Genomic DNA, 18,726 nt, shown 5'->3' with positions numbered 1-18,726 from the left:
AAGTTTCACTGTACCTCGCTCAAACAAGCAGTAAGCAAAGATGAAAATTCGAGAAGGAGGAACTGCTTGTAAGAGCCCGATTGGTTCAACTAACCCTTCGGAGAAAAAAGCATCTCCGAAGGGAAGTTTCACTGTACCCAGCTCAAACAAGCAGTAAGCAAAGAGAAAATTCGAGAAGGAGGAACTGCTTGTAAGAGCCCGATTGGTTCAACTAACCCTTCGGAGGAAAAGGCATCTCCGAAAGGAAGTTTCACTGTAATTGTACTTGGTTTTTTTTTCTGATTTGGAGTATTATTGTTGATATATGTAGTTTGGGTTGTAATTGTCCCTAATGAAAAGGAAGTGTAAGGAATATGAGATGGATTCTATCACTTATTGTGAATAGTATTGTGCTAATTGCTGTATCGGGTCTTCTTAAAATTTTTGCACCAGGTGCGTTTGAAATAGCAAATATAAAAACAGCAATTATTGCAAGCTTAATTTTAGCAGTTTTAAATGTAGTTGTGAAACCGTTCTTAATTTTAATTACGCTGCCAATTACGATATTAACATTTGGTTTCTTCTTAATTGTTATTAATGCGATTACGTTGGAAATTACAGATTCGTTACTTGGCGATGCGTTTAATTTATCTGGATTTGGCGTAGCGATTGTTGCAGCAATCTTTATTTCGATTTTAAACATGTTAATTGATAAAGTGATTATTGAACCATTGTCTGAGAAAAAATAAGTGGAGAGTATAAGTATCCGACAAAACGTAAAACATTTTGCGCAAAGCGTGGAATGTTTTTTTCTTTTTCAAAAGAAACCGTGTTTCGTGTTTTAAGAAAAAAATGGTACAATAGCGGGGAGAGTGGTAGTACGCTGCTTAGATACATTCCGCAACGTGGAGGTTTACATATGCCAAAAGTTCGAACGAAAGATTTAATTGAACATTTTCATTTAGAACTAGTAAGCGGTGAAGAAGGAATTCATCGTCCGATTGATACAAGTGATTTATCACGACCTGGAATTGAAATGGCGGGATTTTTCACATATTATCCAGCGGATCGTGTTCAGCTTCTTGGGAAAACAGAGCTTACTTTTTTTGATACGTTAACAGAAGGACAAAAGCAAGCGCGTATGCAAGCACTTTGTACAGAAGAAACACCGTGTATTATCGTAACGCGCGGTCAAGATGTACCTGAGGAATTAATGCAAGCATCTCGCCAGACAGATGTGCCCCTGCTGCGTTCACCGTTAAAAACAACACGCTTATCAAGCCGCTTGACGAATTACTTAGAAAGTAAATTAGCACCAACAACAGCAATTCATGGTGTATTAGTTGATATTTATGGTGTTGGTGTAATGATTACAGGACAAAGTGGTGTCGGGAAAAGTGAAACAGCACTTGAGCTTGTGAAACGCGGACATCGACTTGTGGCTGATGATAGTGTAGAAATTCGTCAAGAAGATGACGATACACTAGTCGGAAGTTCACCTGAGTTAATTGAACATTTACTTGAAATTCGTGGACTTGGCATCATTAACGTTATGACGTTATTTGGTGCAGGTGCAGTGCGTAATCATAAACGTATTTCACTTGTAATTAATCTTGAGATTTGGGATCAAAAGAAAAACTACGATCGCCTTGGTTTAGATGAAGAAAAAATGAAGATCATTGATACAGAGATTACAAAGATTACACTTCCAGTACGACCTGGTCGAAACTTAGCTGTTATTATTGAGGTGGCAGCGATGAATTTCCGCTTAAAACGTATGGGTGTCAATGCAGCGCAGCAATTTTCAGAGCGTCTTATGAGTGCGATTGAACTAGGAGATCAAAATTAATATAAGTGAAACTTTCATCAGTAGAGGGGTTCTTTCTCCTCCACTGATAGAAAGAGAAAGGGAGTAGAGAATATGCTGTTAGGGTCTGTACCACAGCTTGATCGTGTGGCGATTCAGCTCGGACCGTTTCCGATTTATTGGTATGGTGTAATTATTGGCACTGGTGTCTTACTTGGCTTATGGCTCGCAACTCGGGAAAGTGAACGGCTTGGTCTGCCGAAAGATACAATTATTGATTTAGTATTGATTGCGGTGCCGATTGCAATCCTTTGTGCACGTGCCTACTATGTTATTTTCGAATGGGGCTATTATTCGCAAAACCCAAGCGAAATTCTTAGAATTCGTCACGGCGGCTTAGCCATTCATGGCGGATTAATCGGAGCGGTTATTACAGGATGGGTATTTGCGAAAAAACGCGGTCTTTCTTTTTGGAAGCTAGCAGATATTGTTGCACCAAGTATTTTACTTGGACAAGCGATTGGACGCTGGGGAAACTTTATGAACCAAGAAGCACATGGCGGTGAAGTGACGCGTCAATTTCTCGAAAGTTTACATTTGCCACAGTTTATTATAAATCAAATGTATATTGATGGTGTATATTACCAGCCGACATTCTTATATGAATCATTATGGGACTTTGCCGGGGTTATTTTGCTTTTACTTCTTCGTAAAGCGAATTTACGCCGCGGTGAACTATTCTTTACATATTTAATTTGGTATTCTACTGGGCGCTTCTTTATAGAAGGATTACGTACAGATAGCTTAATGCTCGGCCCGCTTCGTGTTGCACAAGTTATATCAATTGCCATAATTATCGTCTCCATCATTTTCATTGTTGTGAGACGCAAAATGGGGTATGCAGATAAACGATATTTAGAACAATAATGATATAACTTTGTGATTCAGTGAATGAGTCGGGGTTGAATGAAAAAAGTAGCGTCACATATGCGGCGCTGCTTCTTTTCTTATCATACAACAACAAAGGATGGCGAAAAGATGAAAATTAATACAGTGTTATTTGATTTGGATGGAACGTTGATTAATACAAACGAACTTATTATCTCTTCATTTTTGCATACATTAGAAAAATACTATCCAAATCAATATAAACGTGAAGATGTACTGCCATTTATTGGTCCGTCATTACACGATACATTTAGTAAAATCGACGAGAACCGAGTGGAAGAACTTATTCAATGTTATCGTGATTTTAACCATGAACATCATGATGAATTAGTAGAAGAGTATGAAACAGTGTATGAAACTGTACAGGTGCTTCGGGAAAAAGGTTATAAAGTCGGGATTGTAACAACAAAGGCGCGCAAAACTGTTGAAATGGGATTACAGCTAACGAAATTAAAGCAGTTTTTTGATGTTGTGGTAACAATTGATGATGTAGAACATGTGAAACCACATCCAGAGCCAATTCAAAGGGCACTTCAGTTATTAGAGGCAAAGCCGGAAGAATCTTTGATGGTAGGCGATAACCATCACGATATTGTTGGTGGACAAAATGCTGGTGTGAAGACAGCTGCTGTTGCATGGACAATTAAAGGACGCGAATATTTAGAGTCTTACAAACCTGATTATGTGTTAGAAAAAATGAGTGACTTATTAACAATCTTACCTCACTAATCGTTTTTCTTACGAGCGGCTGGGCTCAGCGAGTACAAAAAGGGAGAGAGCAAAGTGCGACGGACAACGCGCTATCCAGTATCGGGAGCAAATTCATTATGGAATGTATATAAAACGGTTTCATTTTGGAAAGTGATGAAAAACTTCATTGTAATCCAAATCGCGCGATATACCCCTTTTTTACGTATGAAAAATTGGTTATATCGCACATTTTTGCGGATGCAAATCGGAGAGAAAACTTCTTTTGCACTTATGGTTATGCCAGATACTATGTTCCCAGAGAAAATTACAGTTGGACGTAATTCAGTGATTGGCTATAATACAACGTTATTAGCTCATGAATATTTAATTACAGAATATCGTCTTGGTGAAATTATTATTGGAGACGAAGTAATGATTGGTGCAAATTCGACTGTTTTACCTGGCGTTGTCATTGGAGATGGGGCAATTGTTTCAGCTGGGACACTTGTTCATCGCGATGTACCGGATGGTGCTTTCGTCGGTGGGAATCCTATGCGAATTATTTATACGAAAGAGGAAATGGCAGCGAGAGAAGGGAAATGTTAGAAATGTAACATTTTCCTTTTCTTTTCGGTAATGAAAAGGAAATATTTGTGTATAATATATTGTTTTGTTTTTGGAGGAATCGTTTATACTTAGAGATAGAAGAATGAAATAATGGAGGAGTTATGGGGAAAAATCAAGAAATTCATAAAGATAACGGACAAGTTATTTCTTTTAATCAATTAGCTAACTTCTTTTATGATAAAGGCATGAAGGCTTATCGCAATCATCATTTAGAAGATGCAATTAAATATTTTAAGAGAGCGGCACAAGATCAGAAAGAGCCGTTTATTTTATGTCAATTAGCAACGGCATTATCGGAAGCGGGAGAGTATCACGAATCGAATCAAATCTTATTACAAATTGTTCGTACGGGTGAACAAATAGAAGAATGCTATTATTTTATGGCAAATAATTATGCGTATCTTGGGTTATTCCAACAAGCGAAAAAGTATGCAGAACGGTATTTAGAAATTGCGACGGATAAAGAATTTATTGCTGAAACAATAGAACTTTTAGAGATTATTGAAGAAGAAGAAATGGATACGCCGGAATTCGAAGATGAAGATGGATTAATTGTGATGCAAGAGCAAGCAAATCATTATATTCGTAACGGTCAATTAGAAGAGGCGATTGCGACGCTTGAAGGAGTCATAACGGAATATCCGGAATTTTGGTCAGCGCATAATAATTTAGCAATTGCTCATTTTCAGCTTGGGAATGTTGATCAAGCGTTGAAAATGACAGAGCTGATTTTAGAGAAGAATCCAGGGAATATTCATGCGTTATGTAATACGCTTATTTTTCTATATTCCATTGGGGAATATAAGCAAGTAGAAAAGTTAGCAGAGCAATTGGAAACAGTGTATCCGATGTCGTTTGAACATCGGGTGAAACTAGGGACAACATTTGCGACAATTGGTCGTTTTGAAAGTGCATATAAATGGTTAAAAGTGTTAAAACGTCAAGGTTACGAAGGTGATGTTAGCTTTTATTATTGGTTTGCATATTCTGCCTATATGGTAAAGGATGAGCAAACAGCCGAGAAAATGTGGGCGCATGTAGTGGAATTACATCCTGATAAAAAGGGAAAAGAACCTTGGAATGCTATTAATTTAGTAGATGAAGGCCAAAATATTTTATTCCGAGAGCTTCAGCAATCGTTTCAAAAGAGTGAAACATTGGAAGAACAAATGCTCGCTTTATATTTAATGAATGAACTGACAACACCAGAAAAGCTTGGCTTTTTCTTTGATGTTATGCAATCTCCTAATCGTGTTCCAATTGTATCGCAATTAGCGAACTATTTCTTTTTAATTAACAGTCATAAAAGTATTCCAGGAGAACTGCAGCAGTTTGAACAATGTATTCGCATTGCAGATGCTTTATACAATTATACGAAAAAAAATGATGAGCTTATTGAAGAATGTTTACATCTTTGGTTTTGTACATTTATACGTTTATACACGAGCGGAACGTCCTTTACAAATGTATATGGCTGGTCAGCGGCAGTTGAATATATTGTAAGAGGCGAGTGCCAAAATAAGCTGACGCAGGCAGAGCTTGGTAATATATATAATGTATCGGTAGCAACTGTACGAAAATATGTGCAAGCAGTGAGACGTTTGCATGCGTAAGTGCAAGCAAATCGCTGGGAAAAACCAGTTGCCAGCAGTATAATGAGGGTATCAAAAGAGCGATAAGAACAGGAGATGAGCAATATGGCAGAAGAAAAAATTTATGATGTAATTATTATCGGAGCTGGTCCAGCAGGGATGACAGCAGCTGTGTATACATCTCGTGCGAATTTAAGCACACTGATGCTTGAACGCGGTATCCCAGGCGGACAAATGGCAAATACAGAAGAAGTAGAAAACTACCCAGGATATGACCATATTTTAGGGCCAGACTTATCAAACAAAATGTTTGAACATGCGAAGAAATTCGGTGCAGAATACGCATATGGTGATGTGAAACAAGTTATTGATGGGAAAGAATATAAAACAATTGTAGCTGGAAAAAAAGAATATAAAGCACGTGCAATTATTGTAGCGAGCGGTGCGGAATATAAGAAAATTGGCGTGCCAGGAGAGAAAGAACTTGGCGGCCGCGGCGTATCATACTGTGCGGTATGTGACGGTGCATTCTTTAAAGGTAAAGAGCTTGTTGTTATTGGCGGCGGCGACTCAGCTGTTGAAGAAGGTGTGTATTTAACACGCTTTGCAACGAAGGTAACGATTGTTCACCGTCGTGACCAATTACGTGCACAAAAGATTTTACAGGACCGTGCTTTCCAAAATGAAAAAATTAATTTCATTTGGAATCATACTGTAAAAGAAATTAACGAAGCAAACGGAAAAGTAGGCAGCGTAACACTTGTGGATGTAAATAGCGGTGAAGAGCAAGAGTTTAAAACAGATGGCGCATTTATCTATATCGGTATGCTACCACTTTCTAAACCATTTGCAGAGCTAGGTATTACAAATGAAAATGGTTATATTGAAACAAATGAACGTATGGAAACAAAGGTTCCTGGTATTTTCGCAGCTGGTGATGTTCGCGAAAAGATGCTTCGTCAGATTGTAACAGCAACTGGTGATGGAAGTATTGCAGCGCAAAGTGCACAGCATTATGTGGAAGAACTAGTAGAAGAATTAAAAGTAGGAAAATAATCAACAAAGAAGAGAAGCTATCTTGAATAAGATAGCTTCTTTTTTGTGATATAGGATTTCAGCATTTTAACTGTCATCGAGATGTCATAAGTAGTAAAGGAATTAGTTACTTATTGCAGCATTATGCGAGTGTGACGTATGCAGCTAGTATTGGGCTTGTTATCCCCCGCATTAACGGGCAGTAAGACCCCATAGTTAAGTGGATTTGTTAGCCTGCGAGCAGTACTAGTACAATAAAGGTGACTTGTATACTAGTTCGTAGCCATAGTGAGGGAGGATGTTTTCCAGCGATAGTTAACCTCTCTTTTGATGCCTTGATATTTGCTGGAAACATAGCGATGAGTAAGATCGCTAAGCAAATGGAAGTCAATCTAGACATAGATGGAATTAATATACCTATCGCTGCAGCAATTTCTAATAAACCAGTAATCAAGACGATTAAATCAGGTCTAGGGAAAATCGATGGTACCATGCGGATTAAGTCAGTTTTTCTCTTTCCCCACCTGGCGGAAGCAGCAATAAGTAACATAGCAGCAATAGCTGCTTGAAGTGATGTGTGCCAACTATCAAAATAAGGCAAACCCATTTGCCCCATAACTAGAAATAAAAAGAATGAAATAATGAGCACGTAAAATGCTACCATAACTATTCTCCTCCTCCTGATTAAGCTTTTAATAAATTACTCATGAGTAATTTTAGTTCTTCAGTTTGAAAAGAAGGTTTTTTTCCAGGAATAGCATGATGTACTTGGTAACCAAGCATCAGTAAAATCCACAGTTCTGCTGTTCTACTACTATCGATGGAGCTTTTAATCACAGCATGTTGTTGGCCACTTTCAATCCATTGTTTTGAAAAATGTAATGCATGTTCATAGTATTGCTTTAGTACCTTCATGACAGAAGGTTCATTTTCTCTTCCTAATAAATATAACAGTACTCGATTTGTCACTAGATGATCCTCAGAAGTCGACAAGTTCTGTATAACTTTCTCTAAGGATGCCTCAAAAGTTTTTCTCCTTTACTTACCATTTTTATTCATATTTTTTACGTTTTTTACTAAAAATACAAAAAGGTAGATTGGTTGACAAAGTTACTTGAACATACAGTGATTATCTTTGCTTTTCTACTGTATCCCGCTCTAACAAGCAGTAAGCGAAGGTGGAAATTCAAGGAGGAGAACTGCTTGTAAGAACCCGATTAGTTCAACTAACCATTTGAAGGAAAAGCACCTTCGAATGGAAGTTTCACTTTATCCCGCTACTTTACCTTATTTGGAGGTGTCAATATGAAAGTATCCGTATTTATTACTTGCCTTGGAGATGTTTTTTATCCAGAAGTAGGAAAAGATGTTGTTGAAATTCTTGAAGATTTAGGTTGTGAAGTCGACTTTCCAAAAGATCAAACCTGCTGTGGTCAACCTGCTTATAATAGCGGTTATCAAAAAGAAACGAAAACGGCTGCAAAACATATGATTGAAGCATTTGCTGGTTCAGAATATGTTGTGGCGCCATCCGGGTCTTGTGTCATGATGGTTCACGAGTTTTCAAGCTTATTTTCTGAAAGTGAAACAGAATGGAAGCAAAAAGCTACTGAACTTGCAAAGAAAACATATGAATTTACACAATTTCTTGTAGAAGTGTTAGGTAAAGAAGATTTAGGTGCGGAACTTCATAAAAAAGCAACCGTTCATACATCTTGTCATATGAGCCGGTTGATGGGTATTAAGGAACCTCCTCAAAAGTTATTAAAACATGTAAAAGGGTTAGAAGTCGTTCCGTTATCACACAATTATGATTGCTGTGGTTTCGGCGGTACATTCTCAGTGAAGATGGCAGAAATCTCAGAGCAAATGGTTGATGAAAAAGTAAAACATATTATGGAAACAGGTGCGGAAGTGTTAATCGGGATGGATTGCAGCTGTTTAATGAATATAAAAGGCCGATTAACACGTAATGGTTATCCAATTGAGGTAAAGCATATTGCGCAAGTATTAAATGAAGATAGAAAGGGGATATAAAAATGGGAATGAAAATTGGAAATGATCCCTTTCATAAACGTACTGAAACGGCCGTTGGTGATCAATTCATGAGAAGGGCTGTTGCGAAAGCGCAAGATGGCCTTAGAGGTAAGAAACTAAAAGCAACTGAGAGTCTTGGGAATTGGGAAGAATGGCGCTCTTTAGGAGAAGAGATTCGAAAGCATACATTAGAAAACCTTGATTATTATTTATATCAACTTAGTGAAAATGTTGAGAAAAACGGGGGCTTTGTTTATTTCGCAGAGACTGCTGAAGAGGCAAGGGAATATGTAAAAGGGATTATAAAAAAGAAAAACGCGAAAAAAATTGTGAAATCAAAATCTATGGTAACGGAAGAAATCAGTCTAAATGAAGCAATTGAAGAAGTGGGCGGGGAAGTACTAGAAACGGACCTTGCAGAATTTATTTTACAAATTAATGACCATGATCCGCCATCACATATTGTTGTTCCTTGTCTTCATAAAGATAAAGAAAGTATTTGCGAGTTGTTTAAAGAAAAAATAGGGTATACCGGAACAGCTGATCCTGAAAAAATGGCGAGGTTTGTACGGAACTATTTGCGTAATGACTTTTTAACAGCGGATGTAGGAGTGACTGGGTGTAATTTTGCAGTTGCTGAGTCCGGGTCTGTTTCTATTGTAGCAAATGAAGGGAATGCGAGGTTAGTTACGACCATTCCGAAAACGTTAATTACCGTTATGGGGATGGAACGGATTGTCCCAACATGGGAGGAGATGGATGTGTTAGTAACACTCCTGTGCCGAAGTTCTGTAGGGCAAAAATTAACAAGTTATATTACAGGCCTAACGGAACCTGGGGGGACGGATGGACCTGAGGAATTTCATTTAGTGATTGTTGATAATGGTCGTTCCGATATTTTAGGAACAGAATTCCAAAGTGTCCTTCAATGTATTCGTTGTGCTGCATGTATTAATGTATGTCCAGTATATCGTCATATCGGAGGTCATGCATACGGCTCAATTTATCCAGGCCCGATCGGTGCTGTATTGACACCGCTTTTAGGAGGGTATGATGAATATAAAGATCTACCTTATGCATCTAGCCTTTGCGGTGCTTGTACGGAAGCATGTCCGGTAAAAATACCTTTACACGAATTGTTAATTCGACATCGCCGACAGATTGTGGAAGAAGCGAAAAAGTCTCCTTTAGCTTGGGATATGGCTATGAAAGGCTTTGAAAAAGTGGCGAATAGCTCGAGGGCGTTCTCCCTTGCAGCGAGGACAGCTCCGTACGCATTAAAGCCTTTTATAAAAGGAGACAAAATTGAACGCGGGGTAGGGCCGTTAAAAGCTTGGACAGAAGCGAGAGATTTTCCGGCTCCGAAAAAACAACCGTTTAGAGATTGGTTCGAAAAACGGTCAAGGGAGGAGAAATAATGGCTATTCAAAATCGCGATACATTTTTATCCCAATTATCAGAGAAACTGGGCAGAAAACGCCCGGAAACAGTAAAAAAACCAAGTTGGTCTGTTTCTCCACAATGGAGCGTTTTTGACGGATTAACACAAGACGAACTTATATCGAAGTTAGTTGAACAATGTGAAACCATTCATACAGAGGTGCAGCGAACAACAAAGGCTCATCTTGTTGAAACGTTACAAACTTTTATAAAAGAATGGAATATCGGATCTGTTATTTATTCTTATGATGAACGATTTGATGAATATGATCTGAGTGGATTTTTTACAAATGAAGGGGAAATACATTTCCATAAATGGGACTTAGATCATAAAGAAGAGAGTATTGAATTTGCAAAAACAGCTGATGTTGGAATTACGTTTAGTGATATCACTCTTGCTGAATCAGGAACTGTCGTTTTATTTAATGAGGGTATAAAAGGGAGGCCCGTTAGTCTTCTTCCTGAATCATATATCGCAATTGTCCCGAAAAGTACGATTGTGCCAAGATTAACACAAGCTACAAAGATGATTCATAATCAAAATATGAAGGGTGAAAAAATCCCATCCTGTTTGAACTTCATCTCTGGTCCATCAAACAGTGCTGATATTGAAATGAATCTTGTCGTAGGTGTTCATGGACCAATAAGAACAGCATATATTATTGTAGATGATCAATAATTGTACAAGGCCTCTCCCTGGGGCCTGCCACCTGCCGATCAAATTAATATGCTGAAGCATCCCAATAAGAAAATTTTTTTCGCTACTTTGGAGCAGTAAGATTCCCGCCTCAAGATTCAGAGAAAAACAAGAAATATAGGTAGGGATGAAAAAAATCACTGATGGAAGTTTCACTTTATTTTTTTCACTGAATGGTGATGGGAATAGTCTCCTATCATCTTTTTTATTTGTTGGAGACCGGAAGTTCCTTCATTGTGACAAACTGTATTTGATAGTATAATGAAGTGAGTATATAATGGGAATTTCCCTGTTATAAGTAGCTGAGGTGAGAAGCTTGCAAAGAGTGACAAACTGTGTGTTAATCAAGGATAATGAAGTTCTCCTATTACAAAAGCCTCGTCGAAATTGGTGGGTTGCTCCAGGTGGAAAGATGGAGCGCGGCGAAACAGTAAGAGAGTCGGTTGTTCGTGAATATCGCGAAGAAACGGGTATTTATTTGAAAAATCCAACATTAAAAGGTGTCTTTACTTTTGTGATCCAAGAAGGAGATAAGGTTGTTTCTGAATGGATGATGTTTTCCTTCTTAGCTACAGATTTTGCAGGAGAAAATAAATTGCAAAGCGAAGAAGGGATAATAGGCTGGCATACAGTTGATAAGATTGATGAGCTGCCAATGGCGCCAGGAGATTATCATATTATTGATTATTTAATTAAAGGAAATGGTATTATTTACGGTACATTTGTATATACACCAAATTTTGAATTACTTTCGTATCGATTGGATCCGAGTTAAACCATAAGGGGGGGATAATGATGGACGCACATAATGATATTAAAATGGTCATTATTACAGGAATGTCCGGAGCAGGAAAAACGGTTGCTCTGCAAAGCTTTGAGGATTTAGGATATTTTTGTGTGGATAATTTACCGCCCATGTTGTTGCCGAAGTTTGTTGAATTAATGGCAGATTCGAAAGGGAAAATGAATAAAGTAGCGCTCGGTATCGATTTGCGTGGCCGAGAGTTCTTTGATCACCTATGGGGAGCGCTTGATGATTTAACAGAGCGTACATGGATTATTCCTCATATTTTATTTTTAGATGCAAAAGATAGTACACTTGTAACTCGATATAAGGAAACAAGGCGTTCACATCCACTTGCTCTAACAGGTCTTCCGTTAAAAGGAATAGAAGCAGAGCGTACGCTGTTAACAGATATGAAGGCGCGCGCGAATATTGTCCTTGATACGTCAGACTTAAAACCGAAAGAGTTAAGAGAAAAGATTATTCAATTATTCTCAACTGAGAGTGAGCAAGCATTTCGTGTGAACGTGATGTCATTTGGATTTAAATATGGTATTCCAATTGATGCTGATTTAGTATTTGATGTTCGTTTTTTACCGAATCCATATTATATTCCACACATGAAGCCGTTAACAGGTCTTGATGAGGAAGTATCATCCTATGTACTGAAATTTAATGAAACGCATAAATTTCTAGAGAAGTTAACAGACCTTATTTCCTTTATGCTTCCACATTATAAGCGAGAAGGAAAAAGTCAACTTGTTATTGCAATTGGATGTACAGGGGGACAACATCGATCCGTTACGCTTGCAGAATATTTGACGAAACATTTGAAACAAGAGTGTCCAACTCATGTGTCTCATCGTGATGTGGAGAAGAGAAAGGGACATTAAGCGATGGAAAAAGAGAGAAAACCGAAAATCGTTATTATGGGAGGCGGAACTGGTTTATCCGTTTTATTGCGCGGGTTAAAAAAGTATCCTGTCGATATTACAGCGATTGTAACGGTTGCTGATGATGGGGGAAGTTCTGGGAGACTTCGTGATGAGTTAGAAATCCCGCCTCCTGGAGACATTCGCAACGTGCTTGTTGCGTTGTCTGATGTGGAGCCTCTTGTGGAGGCGTTATTCCAACATCGTTTTACATCAGGAGAAGGATTAACAGGACATGCGCTTGGTAATTTATTGTTAGCTGGAATGACAGCTATTACGGGCGATTTCTTTCATGCCATTACGGAAACAAGTAAAGTGTTAAATGTAAGAGGGCGTGTACTTCCAGCTGCGAATCAAAGTGTTGTTTTGCATGCGGAATTGGAAGACGGGCAAATTGTAAGTGGGGAATCTAAAATTCCGTATTACGGCAAAAAGATTAACCGTGTATTTTTAACACCGGGGGAAGTAGAACCGCTTCATGAAACACTAATGGAAATTCGAAAAGCTGATTTACTTGTATTTGGACCAGGTAGTCTGTATACAAGTATTTTGCCGAATTTAATGGTAAAAAAAATCGGCGATGCAGTCCTTCGTGCAAAAGCGAAGAAAGTGTATGTGTGTAATGTCATGACTCAAGTTGGTGAAACAAGGGGATATACAGCGTTTGATCATGTGAAAGCATTGCACGATCATCTTGGAGAAGCGTTTATTGATACAGCAATAGTGAACGATGAACCAATTCCAATTGAATTATTAGGGCGTTATGCAGAAGAAATGTCGAAGCCAGTTACAATTGATGAAGAGCATTTTACATCGCATAATATTAAGTTGATTAAAGATCGTTTAGTAAAATATGATGATCAAGTTGTGCGTCATGACACAGTAAAATTAGCTTCGATTTTACATTCGTTAATATAAATTGTAAGCTTGTAGAAATAATGAATAGGCTTGCATGATGGAAGGCGTTACTTCTTTGAGGTAACGCTACAAATTCATTTAGGGCATGAAAATAATTTTTACATTTTGTCAGGAGGTGAAATGGTTGTCATTTGCATCAGAAACAAAGAAAGAGCTGACAAAGCTTGAAATGAAGGGGTGCTGTGAGAGGGCAGAGCTATCAGCATTACTTCGGATGAACGGTTCACTCTCCTTTTCAAATCGCCGTGTAATCATTGATATTCAAACGGAAAATGCAGCGATTGCTCGAAGGATTTATACATTATTGAAAAAAGGATATAACGTTACAGTTGAGTTGCTTGTGCGTAAGAAAATGCGATTAAAGAAAAATAATGTGTATATCGTTCGTTTAGTTGAAAAAGCACGTGAAATTTTATTGGATTTGCACATTGTACGAGAGGACTTTTCGTTTATTCGTGATATTTCACAAGAATTAATTGAGAAAAAGTGTTGTAAACGTTCATACTTACGCGGTGCGTTTTTAGCTGGTGGTTCCGTTAATAATCCGGAAACATCATCATATCATCTAGAAATTTTCTCGTTATACAAAGAACATAATGATGCGATATGTGAACTTATGAACGAGTTTGCATTAAATAGTAAAACGTTAGAAAGACGAAAAGGGTATATTACGTATTTAAAGGAAGCGGAAAAGATTACCGAGTTCTTAAATATTATTGGTGCTCATAATGCTCTTTTAAGGTTTGAAGATATTCGCATTGTGCGCGATATGCGTAATTCTGTAAATCGTCTTGTGAACTGTGAAACAGCAAACTTAAATAAGACGATTGGTGCAGCCTTAAGGCAAATCGAAAATATTCGTTATATTGATGAAACAGTTGGTCTGGATTTTTTACCAGATAAATTACGTGAAATCGCAGAACTGCGTATCAATTATCAAGATGTTACATTGAAAGAATTGGGGGAAATGGTATCCGGGGGGAACATTAGTAAATCGGGTATCAACCATCGTTTACGTAAAATCGATGATATTGCTGATAAATTGCGTGCTGGAGAAGCAGTTGTAAAAAAATAAAAGGTAAAGGGGAATGGAGCTGTGGTTCAAAAACAGGTAGAGGTGTTGTTGAAAACTGGATTGCAAGCACGTCCGGCAGCGTTGTTTGTACAAGAAGCAAATCGTTTTCAAGCCGATATTTTTATGGAGAAAGACGGAAAAACAGTCAATGCTAAGAGTATTATGGGGATTATGAGCTTAGCAATTGGATCTGGATGTAAAGTTACAATTACTGCAGAAGGATCAGATGAAACAGCAGCATTAGAAGCACTTGTTGCTTATGTGCAAAAAGAACAATAAAGTGAAACTTCCATCAGTGGGGGTCTTACTGCCCGCGAATGGCGGGATAAAAAGAGCTATCGCGAATGTGCGATAGCTTTTTTTGTAGTCCGCTTTTCTTAGCGATTTGTAAAGATTTTATCGATTAAGCCATATTCTAGTGCTTTATCTGCTGTCATGAAGTTGTCGCGCTCTGTGTCGCGCTCGATTACTTCTAAATCTTGACCTGTACGCTCAGAAAGAATTTTGTTTAATTTATCACGTAAGAATAGGATGCGTTTTGCAGCGATTTCGATTTCTGTCGCTTGTCCTTGTGCACCGCCAAGTGGTTGGTGAATCATAACTTCACTGTTTGGAAGAGCGAAACGTTTTCCTTTTTCACCAGCAGCAAGTAGGAAAGCACCCATAGATGCAGCCATACCGATACAAATTGTAGATACTTTTGGTTTAATGAATTGCATTGTATCGTAAATTGCCATACCTGCTGTAATAGAGCCGCCAGGACTGTTGATATATATATGAATATCTTTTTCTGGGTCTTGTGATTCTAAGAATAAAAGCTGAGACACGATAGAGTTTGCTACGTTGTCATCAATTGCGCTGCCAAGCATAATGATGCGGTCTTTTAATAAACGAGAGTAAATGTCGTAAGCACGTTCCCCGCGATTTGTTTGTTCGATAACTGTAGGAATTAAATTCATGTGTAACTTCCTCCTTTAACACATTTGTTAGTTTTATAATACAATTATGGTCAATAAAGGTCAAACGAAACCACTTCAGTTTAAAAAATATGTAGGTGTATCATGTTAATTCGCTATAAATAAGGAATTCCCTTCTTCTTTACCTTCCTCATCATAACCGAATTGCATGAATTTAAACATATCAAATATGGAGAAAGACTGCCATACAAAAAAGAACGCCGTTACATATATAAGCGTTCTTTTTTCTTTTACTCTTTAAGTAGATAAGTCACTTTATTTAAAATTTCCTCTATCTTCTTGGCATTATTTGCATACATGCTGCTAGCAGTATTTGATTTCGTTTCTAAAGAAAATAGTTCGAGATCAGCATGACACTTCTTTAAGGAAGCGAGTAATAATGGCTTGTCTTGAGGAGAAGGCATTTGGATTTTATCGTTGTATATGTCGACAGTTAGTTGTCCGTAAGAATCGACTTGTCCGATGAAAACATTATCTAGTGCAACCCCAACTTTTTCGAGTTCAGCGCGAAGCCAAGCGCGGTTATGGCCGCTAGCTGAAAGAGGTTCATCTATTATGTTTCCATCCATAATGACTGTGTGTGTTTCTTTTTCATTTGGTAATTTTAATCCGATGTCTTTTGCAGTTAGTGGTTGTTTGTCTTTCTTTAATAAAACGTTTAATTCCCCGCTTGGTTCCAGTACAGCAAATTCAACATCGGATATGTTGAATACATCTTTTTTTCGAAGAAGCTCTAGTAGTTCGTCGCTCGTATATTTTTCCTTTTTTAAATTATCTTCGAGTACTTTGCCATCTTTTATAAAAATAGTGGATTTACCTTCAACAAAATCTCGTACTGTCTTATTTTTTAAGGAAATCAGTCCTGCGAAAAAAGGTATGATAGCAAAAACCAGCATACTAGAAATACCGTGGACGAAGTTTTGTTCCAATCCTGTCGATACTTCTGCAGCGATATCACCAATCGTCATACCGGCTATGTATTCAAAAAAGGAAAGTTGAGAGATTTGTCTTTTGCCAAGCCATTTCGTAATGGCGAATAAAACAATTAAGACACATAAAGAACGTATAATGACAAGCGGCCATTCTGGTATGTGAATGTTAGGCATATAAAGTCCCTCCAGTCTTCTTAAAATCCTTTATATTGTGGTTCTTCTCGTTCTAATGCTGAAACTCGCCTTTGTAAATCAGCGATGACACTATCCATTTCTATCATACATTCGTGAAAAACGCGTTTCGCTTCTTCGTCAGCAGCGTTTTGTGAAAGTGTACTTAAACTTGCCTGTGCGCCTTTTAAGCTGGCAAGGCATGTTTTTACACTAGCAACAACGGTCATGAGAACACCTCTTATCCTTTTGGTTTAAATAATAAAGCTCCGATAAAACCGAAGATAATCGCGGCAGATACACCAGCGCTTGTTACTGCAAACATTCCTGTTATAACTCCAATGATGCCATGCTCAGCCGCTTCTGCCATCGCACCGTGAACAAGGGCGTTACCGAAGCTTGTAATAGGAACTGTTGCACCTGCTCCAGCAAAATCAATTAATGGTTCATACAAATTTAATCCATCTAATATGGCACCAATGACAACAAGCGTTGACATTGTATGAGCGGGGGTAAGTTTAAAGACATCAAACATAATTTGACCAATCACACAAATGGCGCCACCAATTACGAAAGCCCAAAAATAGATCATTTATTGTACACCTCCAACTTCAATGGATACTGCATGGGCGATACAAGGAATTGTTTCTTGCTGCTGGAAAGTTAATGGGGAAAGTAAAGCACCGGTAGCGACTACGAGCATTTTGCTGAATTCCCCTTTTTTCATTCGATTTAATAAATGCCCGTACACGACAGTTGCTGAACAGCCTGGACCGCTTGCTCCTGCTAAAATCGGTTGATCTTCCCTATAAATGAGTAATCCGCAATCTTGAAACTGTTCGCTTGTTATAGATGTTCCTTGCTTACGCAGTAAATCAAAGGCAATTTCGCGTCCTATATGACCGAGATCACCTGTTACAATTAAGTCATAGTAGGATGCATCAATTTGTCGTTCCCTTAAATGTGCTTCTATCGTATCGACAGCAGCGGGCGCCATGGCACCTCCCATATTAAATGGATCTGATAAACCCATATCAATAACTCTTCCAATTGTTGCTGATGTAACGCAAGGTCCGTCTCCTTGATCGCTTAATAAAGCAGCCCCTGCTCCAGTTACTGTCCACTGAGCGGTAGGGGGCTTTTGTCCTCCGTATTCAGTTGGATATCGGAATTGCTTTTCAACAGCGGTATTATGGCTAGAAGCTCCTGTTAATAAGTATTTCGCCCCTTTTCCATTTACAATACTTGCCCCTAAAGCAAGGCCTTCCATTGAAGTAGAACAAGCTCCAAATAATCCAAGATAAGGAGCGCCGAGTGTTCGGGAGGCAAAACTTGAGGGAGTGATTTGATTGATAAGATCTCCTGCTAGAATAAATTGAATATCCTCTTTACGCAGTTTTGCTTTTTCTGTTGCCCTGCTGCAAGCTTCTTCAAATAAAATTCGATGTGCTTTTTCATAGGAGTCTTGTCCTAACCATAAATTATCGTGCAATGTATCGAAATCTTCAGGGATGTTTCCATTTGCCTCAAATGGTCCGCCAATGACACCAGTTGATATAATCACAGGCTTATTTTCAAATACCCATGTTCGGTGACCTTGTAACATTTAAAAACCTCCCCATTGAACGAAAATGGTTCTAATAAGTGCGATGATAAAAGCGGAAAATACACCAAATAAAATAACGGATCCTGCTAGCTTAAACATATTCCCGCCTACTCCAAGAACAAAGCCTTCTGTACGATGTTCAATACAAGCTGCGATGACTGAATTTCCGAAGCCGGTAACAGGAACAGCTGTACCAGCCCCGCCAAACTGAGCTAATCGATCGTACACACCAAAGCCTGTTAGGAGCATGGAGATAAAAATCATTGTAGCTACAGTCGGATTCCCTGCTGACCTTTCAGTGAAATCGAAGTACGTAATATAAAACGTAGAGATAAATTGACCGATTAAGCAAATAAACCCGCCGACAAAAAAAGCTTTTATACAATTTTTTAGAACAGGCCGCTTCGGTTCACGCTGCTTTTCAAATTGTTTATACTCTTGCTGCACTGGTGTTAAATCTTTGTTTCTCTTTGACATAT

Annotated in this window: 23 protein-coding genes and 1 pseudogene; 16 read left to right on the top strand and 8 right to left on the bottom strand. The window is 38.3% G+C overall.

The window, feature by feature from the left end; all coding sequences use genetic code 11:
* Positions 1 to 353: 353 nt before the first annotated feature.
* From NKR74_RS22215 to NKR74_RS24215, 8 genes and pseudogenes are all read left to right on the top strand, one after another.
* Positions 354 to 728 carry a phage holin family protein gene (locus tag NKR74_RS22215; protein WP_098308397.1) on the top strand — a complete coding sequence of 125 codons (375 nt, stop codon included), beginning with the start codon at positions 354 to 356 and terminating at the stop codon, positions 726 to 728.
* Between the two features lie 170 nt (positions 729 to 898).
* Positions 899 to 1,828, top strand: a complete 930-nt coding sequence (gene hprK / locus NKR74_RS22210; protein ID WP_253630859.1) for an HPr(Ser) kinase/phosphatase — start codon at positions 899 to 901, stop codon at positions 1,826 to 1,828.
* Between the two features lie 72 nt (positions 1,829 to 1,900).
* A complete protein-coding gene (lgt, locus tag NKR74_RS22205) occupies positions 1,901 to 2,713 on the top strand; it encodes a prolipoprotein diacylglyceryl transferase (protein WP_098308399.1) in 813 nt (270 codons plus the stop codon).
* Positions 2,714 to 2,824: 111 nt separating this feature from the next.
* Positions 2,825 to 3,463, top strand: coding sequence for a pyrophosphatase PpaX (gene ppaX / locus NKR74_RS22200; protein ID WP_098308505.1), 639 nt, complete (start codon positions 2,825 to 2,827; stop codon positions 3,461 to 3,463).
* A 54-nt stretch (positions 3,464 to 3,517) separates the two neighbouring features.
* Positions 3,518 to 4,030, top strand: coding sequence for an acyltransferase (locus NKR74_RS22195; RefSeq protein WP_098308401.1), 513 nt, complete (start codon positions 3,518 to 3,520; stop codon positions 4,028 to 4,030).
* 122 nt (positions 4,031 to 4,152) lie between these two features.
* Complete coding sequence (locus NKR74_RS22190; RefSeq protein ID WP_098308403.1) at positions 4,153 to 5,664, top strand: tetratricopeptide repeat protein; 1,512 nt, start codon at positions 4,153 to 4,155, stop codon at positions 5,662 to 5,664.
* A gap of 84 nt (positions 5,665 to 5,748) precedes the next feature.
* Positions 5,749 to 6,699: a thioredoxin-disulfide reductase gene (gene trxB, locus NKR74_RS22185; protein ID WP_141525009.1), complete on the top strand. Its 951-nt coding sequence runs from the start codon at positions 5,749 to 5,751 to the stop codon at positions 6,697 to 6,699.
* 83 nt (positions 6,700 to 6,782) lie between these two features.
* A pseudogene (locus NKR74_RS24215) lies at positions 6,783 to 6,872 on the top strand (DUF368 domain-containing protein); the annotation flags it as partial.
* Between the two features lie 35 nt (positions 6,873 to 6,907).
* Here the strand turns inward: NKR74_RS24215 and NKR74_RS22180 are convergent.
* Both NKR74_RS22180 and NKR74_RS22175 read right to left on the bottom strand, forming a co-directional pair.
* On the bottom strand, positions 6,908 to 7,342 hold the full coding sequence (locus NKR74_RS22180) for a DoxX family protein (protein WP_253630858.1): 435 nt from the start codon (positions 7,340 to 7,342) through the stop codon (positions 6,908 to 6,910).
* A gap of 20 nt (positions 7,343 to 7,362) precedes the next feature.
* Positions 7,363 to 7,647, bottom strand: a complete 285-nt coding sequence (locus NKR74_RS22175; protein WP_098308410.1) for a hypothetical protein — start codon at positions 7,645 to 7,647, stop codon at positions 7,363 to 7,365.
* Positions 7,648 to 7,983: 336 nt separating this feature from the next.
* On the opposite strand from NKR74_RS22175, the gene NKR74_RS22170 reads away from it, so the two are divergent.
* The 8 genes from NKR74_RS22170 to NKR74_RS22135 all read left to right on the top strand — a co-directional run bounded on the left by NKR74_RS22170 (position 7,984) and on the right by NKR74_RS22135 (position 14,840).
* A complete protein-coding gene (locus NKR74_RS22170; RefSeq protein ID WP_253630857.1) occupies positions 7,984 to 8,715 on the top strand; it encodes a (Fe-S)-binding protein in 732 nt (243 codons plus the stop codon).
* A 2-nt stretch (positions 8,716 to 8,717) separates the two neighbouring features.
* The gene (locus NKR74_RS22165) at positions 8,718 to 10,133 is read left to right on the top strand and encodes a LutB/LldF family L-lactate oxidation iron-sulfur protein (RefSeq protein ID WP_253630856.1); all 1,416 of its coding nucleotides are present in this window, start codon (positions 8,718 to 8,720) and stop codon (positions 10,131 to 10,133) included.
* Complete coding sequence (locus tag NKR74_RS22160; RefSeq protein WP_253630855.1) at positions 10,133 to 10,834, top strand: LutC/YkgG family protein; 702 nt, start codon at positions 10,133 to 10,135, stop codon at positions 10,832 to 10,834. The genes NKR74_RS22165 and NKR74_RS22160 overlap by 1 nt, the downstream gene beginning before the upstream one ends.
* A 334-nt stretch (positions 10,835 to 11,168) precedes the next feature.
* Positions 11,169 to 11,627 carry an NUDIX hydrolase gene (locus NKR74_RS22155; RefSeq protein ID WP_098308417.1) on the top strand — a complete coding sequence of 153 codons (459 nt, stop codon included), beginning with the start codon at positions 11,169 to 11,171 and terminating at the stop codon, positions 11,625 to 11,627.
* Positions 11,628 to 11,647: 20 nt separating this feature from the next.
* Positions 11,648 to 12,529 carry an RNase adapter RapZ gene (rapZ, locus tag NKR74_RS22150; RefSeq protein WP_098308419.1) on the top strand — a complete coding sequence of 294 codons (882 nt, stop codon included), beginning with the start codon at positions 11,648 to 11,650 and terminating at the stop codon, positions 12,527 to 12,529.
* A gap of 3 nt (positions 12,530 to 12,532) precedes the next feature.
* The gene (locus NKR74_RS22145; protein WP_098308421.1) at positions 12,533 to 13,486 is read left to right on the top strand and encodes a gluconeogenesis factor YvcK family protein; all 954 of its coding nucleotides are present in this window, start codon (positions 12,533 to 12,535) and stop codon (positions 13,484 to 13,486) included.
* A gap of 124 nt (positions 13,487 to 13,610) precedes the next feature.
* Positions 13,611 to 14,561: a DNA-binding protein WhiA gene (gene whiA, locus NKR74_RS22140; RefSeq protein ID WP_253630854.1), complete on the top strand. Its 951-nt coding sequence runs from the start codon at positions 13,611 to 13,613 to the stop codon at positions 14,559 to 14,561.
* A 21-nt stretch (positions 14,562 to 14,582) separates the two neighbouring features.
* The gene (locus NKR74_RS22135) at positions 14,583 to 14,840 is read left to right on the top strand and encodes an HPr family phosphocarrier protein (RefSeq protein WP_230576567.1); all 258 of its coding nucleotides are present in this window, start codon (positions 14,583 to 14,585) and stop codon (positions 14,838 to 14,840) included.
* 98 nt (positions 14,841 to 14,938) lie between these two features.
* Here the strand turns inward: NKR74_RS22135 and clpP are convergent, their stop codons facing one another.
* The 6 genes from clpP to spoVAC all read right to left on the bottom strand — a co-directional run bounded on the left by clpP (position 14,939) and on the right by spoVAC (position 18,724).
* Positions 14,939 to 15,520 (bottom strand): ATP-dependent Clp endopeptidase proteolytic subunit ClpP, encoded by a 582-nt coding sequence (clpP, locus tag NKR74_RS22130; RefSeq protein WP_098308426.1) that lies wholly within the window; start codon positions 15,518 to 15,520, stop codon positions 14,939 to 14,941.
* Positions 15,521 to 15,768: 248 nt separating this feature from the next.
* Positions 15,769 to 16,644 carry a DUF421 domain-containing protein gene (locus NKR74_RS22125; RefSeq protein WP_253630853.1) on the bottom strand — a complete coding sequence of 292 codons (876 nt, stop codon included), beginning with the start codon at positions 16,642 to 16,644 and terminating at the stop codon, positions 15,769 to 15,771.
* A 20-nt stretch (positions 16,645 to 16,664) separates the two neighbouring features.
* A complete protein-coding gene (locus NKR74_RS22120) occupies positions 16,665 to 16,871 on the bottom strand; it encodes a DUF1657 domain-containing protein (RefSeq protein ID WP_098308430.1) in 207 nt (68 codons plus the stop codon).
* 11 nt (positions 16,872 to 16,882) lie between these two features.
* Positions 16,883 to 17,233, bottom strand: a complete 351-nt coding sequence (gene spoVAE / locus NKR74_RS22115) for a stage V sporulation protein AE (RefSeq protein ID WP_098308432.1) — start codon at positions 17,231 to 17,233, stop codon at positions 16,883 to 16,885.
* Positions 17,234 to 18,247: a stage V sporulation protein AD gene (gene spoVAD, locus NKR74_RS22110; RefSeq protein ID WP_098308434.1), complete on the bottom strand. Its 1,014-nt coding sequence runs from the start codon at positions 18,245 to 18,247 to the stop codon at positions 17,234 to 17,236. It abuts the gene before it with no gap.
* Complete coding sequence (gene spoVAC, locus NKR74_RS22105) at positions 18,248 to 18,724, bottom strand: stage V sporulation protein AC (protein ID WP_253630852.1); 477 nt, start codon at positions 18,722 to 18,724, stop codon at positions 18,248 to 18,250.
* Between the last annotated feature and the right edge of the window lie 2 nt (positions 18,725 to 18,726).

It is taken from the genome of Bacillus sp. 3103sda1, assembly GCF_024159135.1.
In the GTDB taxonomy this organism is placed as follows: Bacteria; Bacillota; Bacilli; order Bacillales; family Bacillaceae_G; genus Bacillus_A; species Bacillus_A rhizoplanae.
This window is presented reverse-complemented; position numbering and strand designations above follow the sequence as displayed.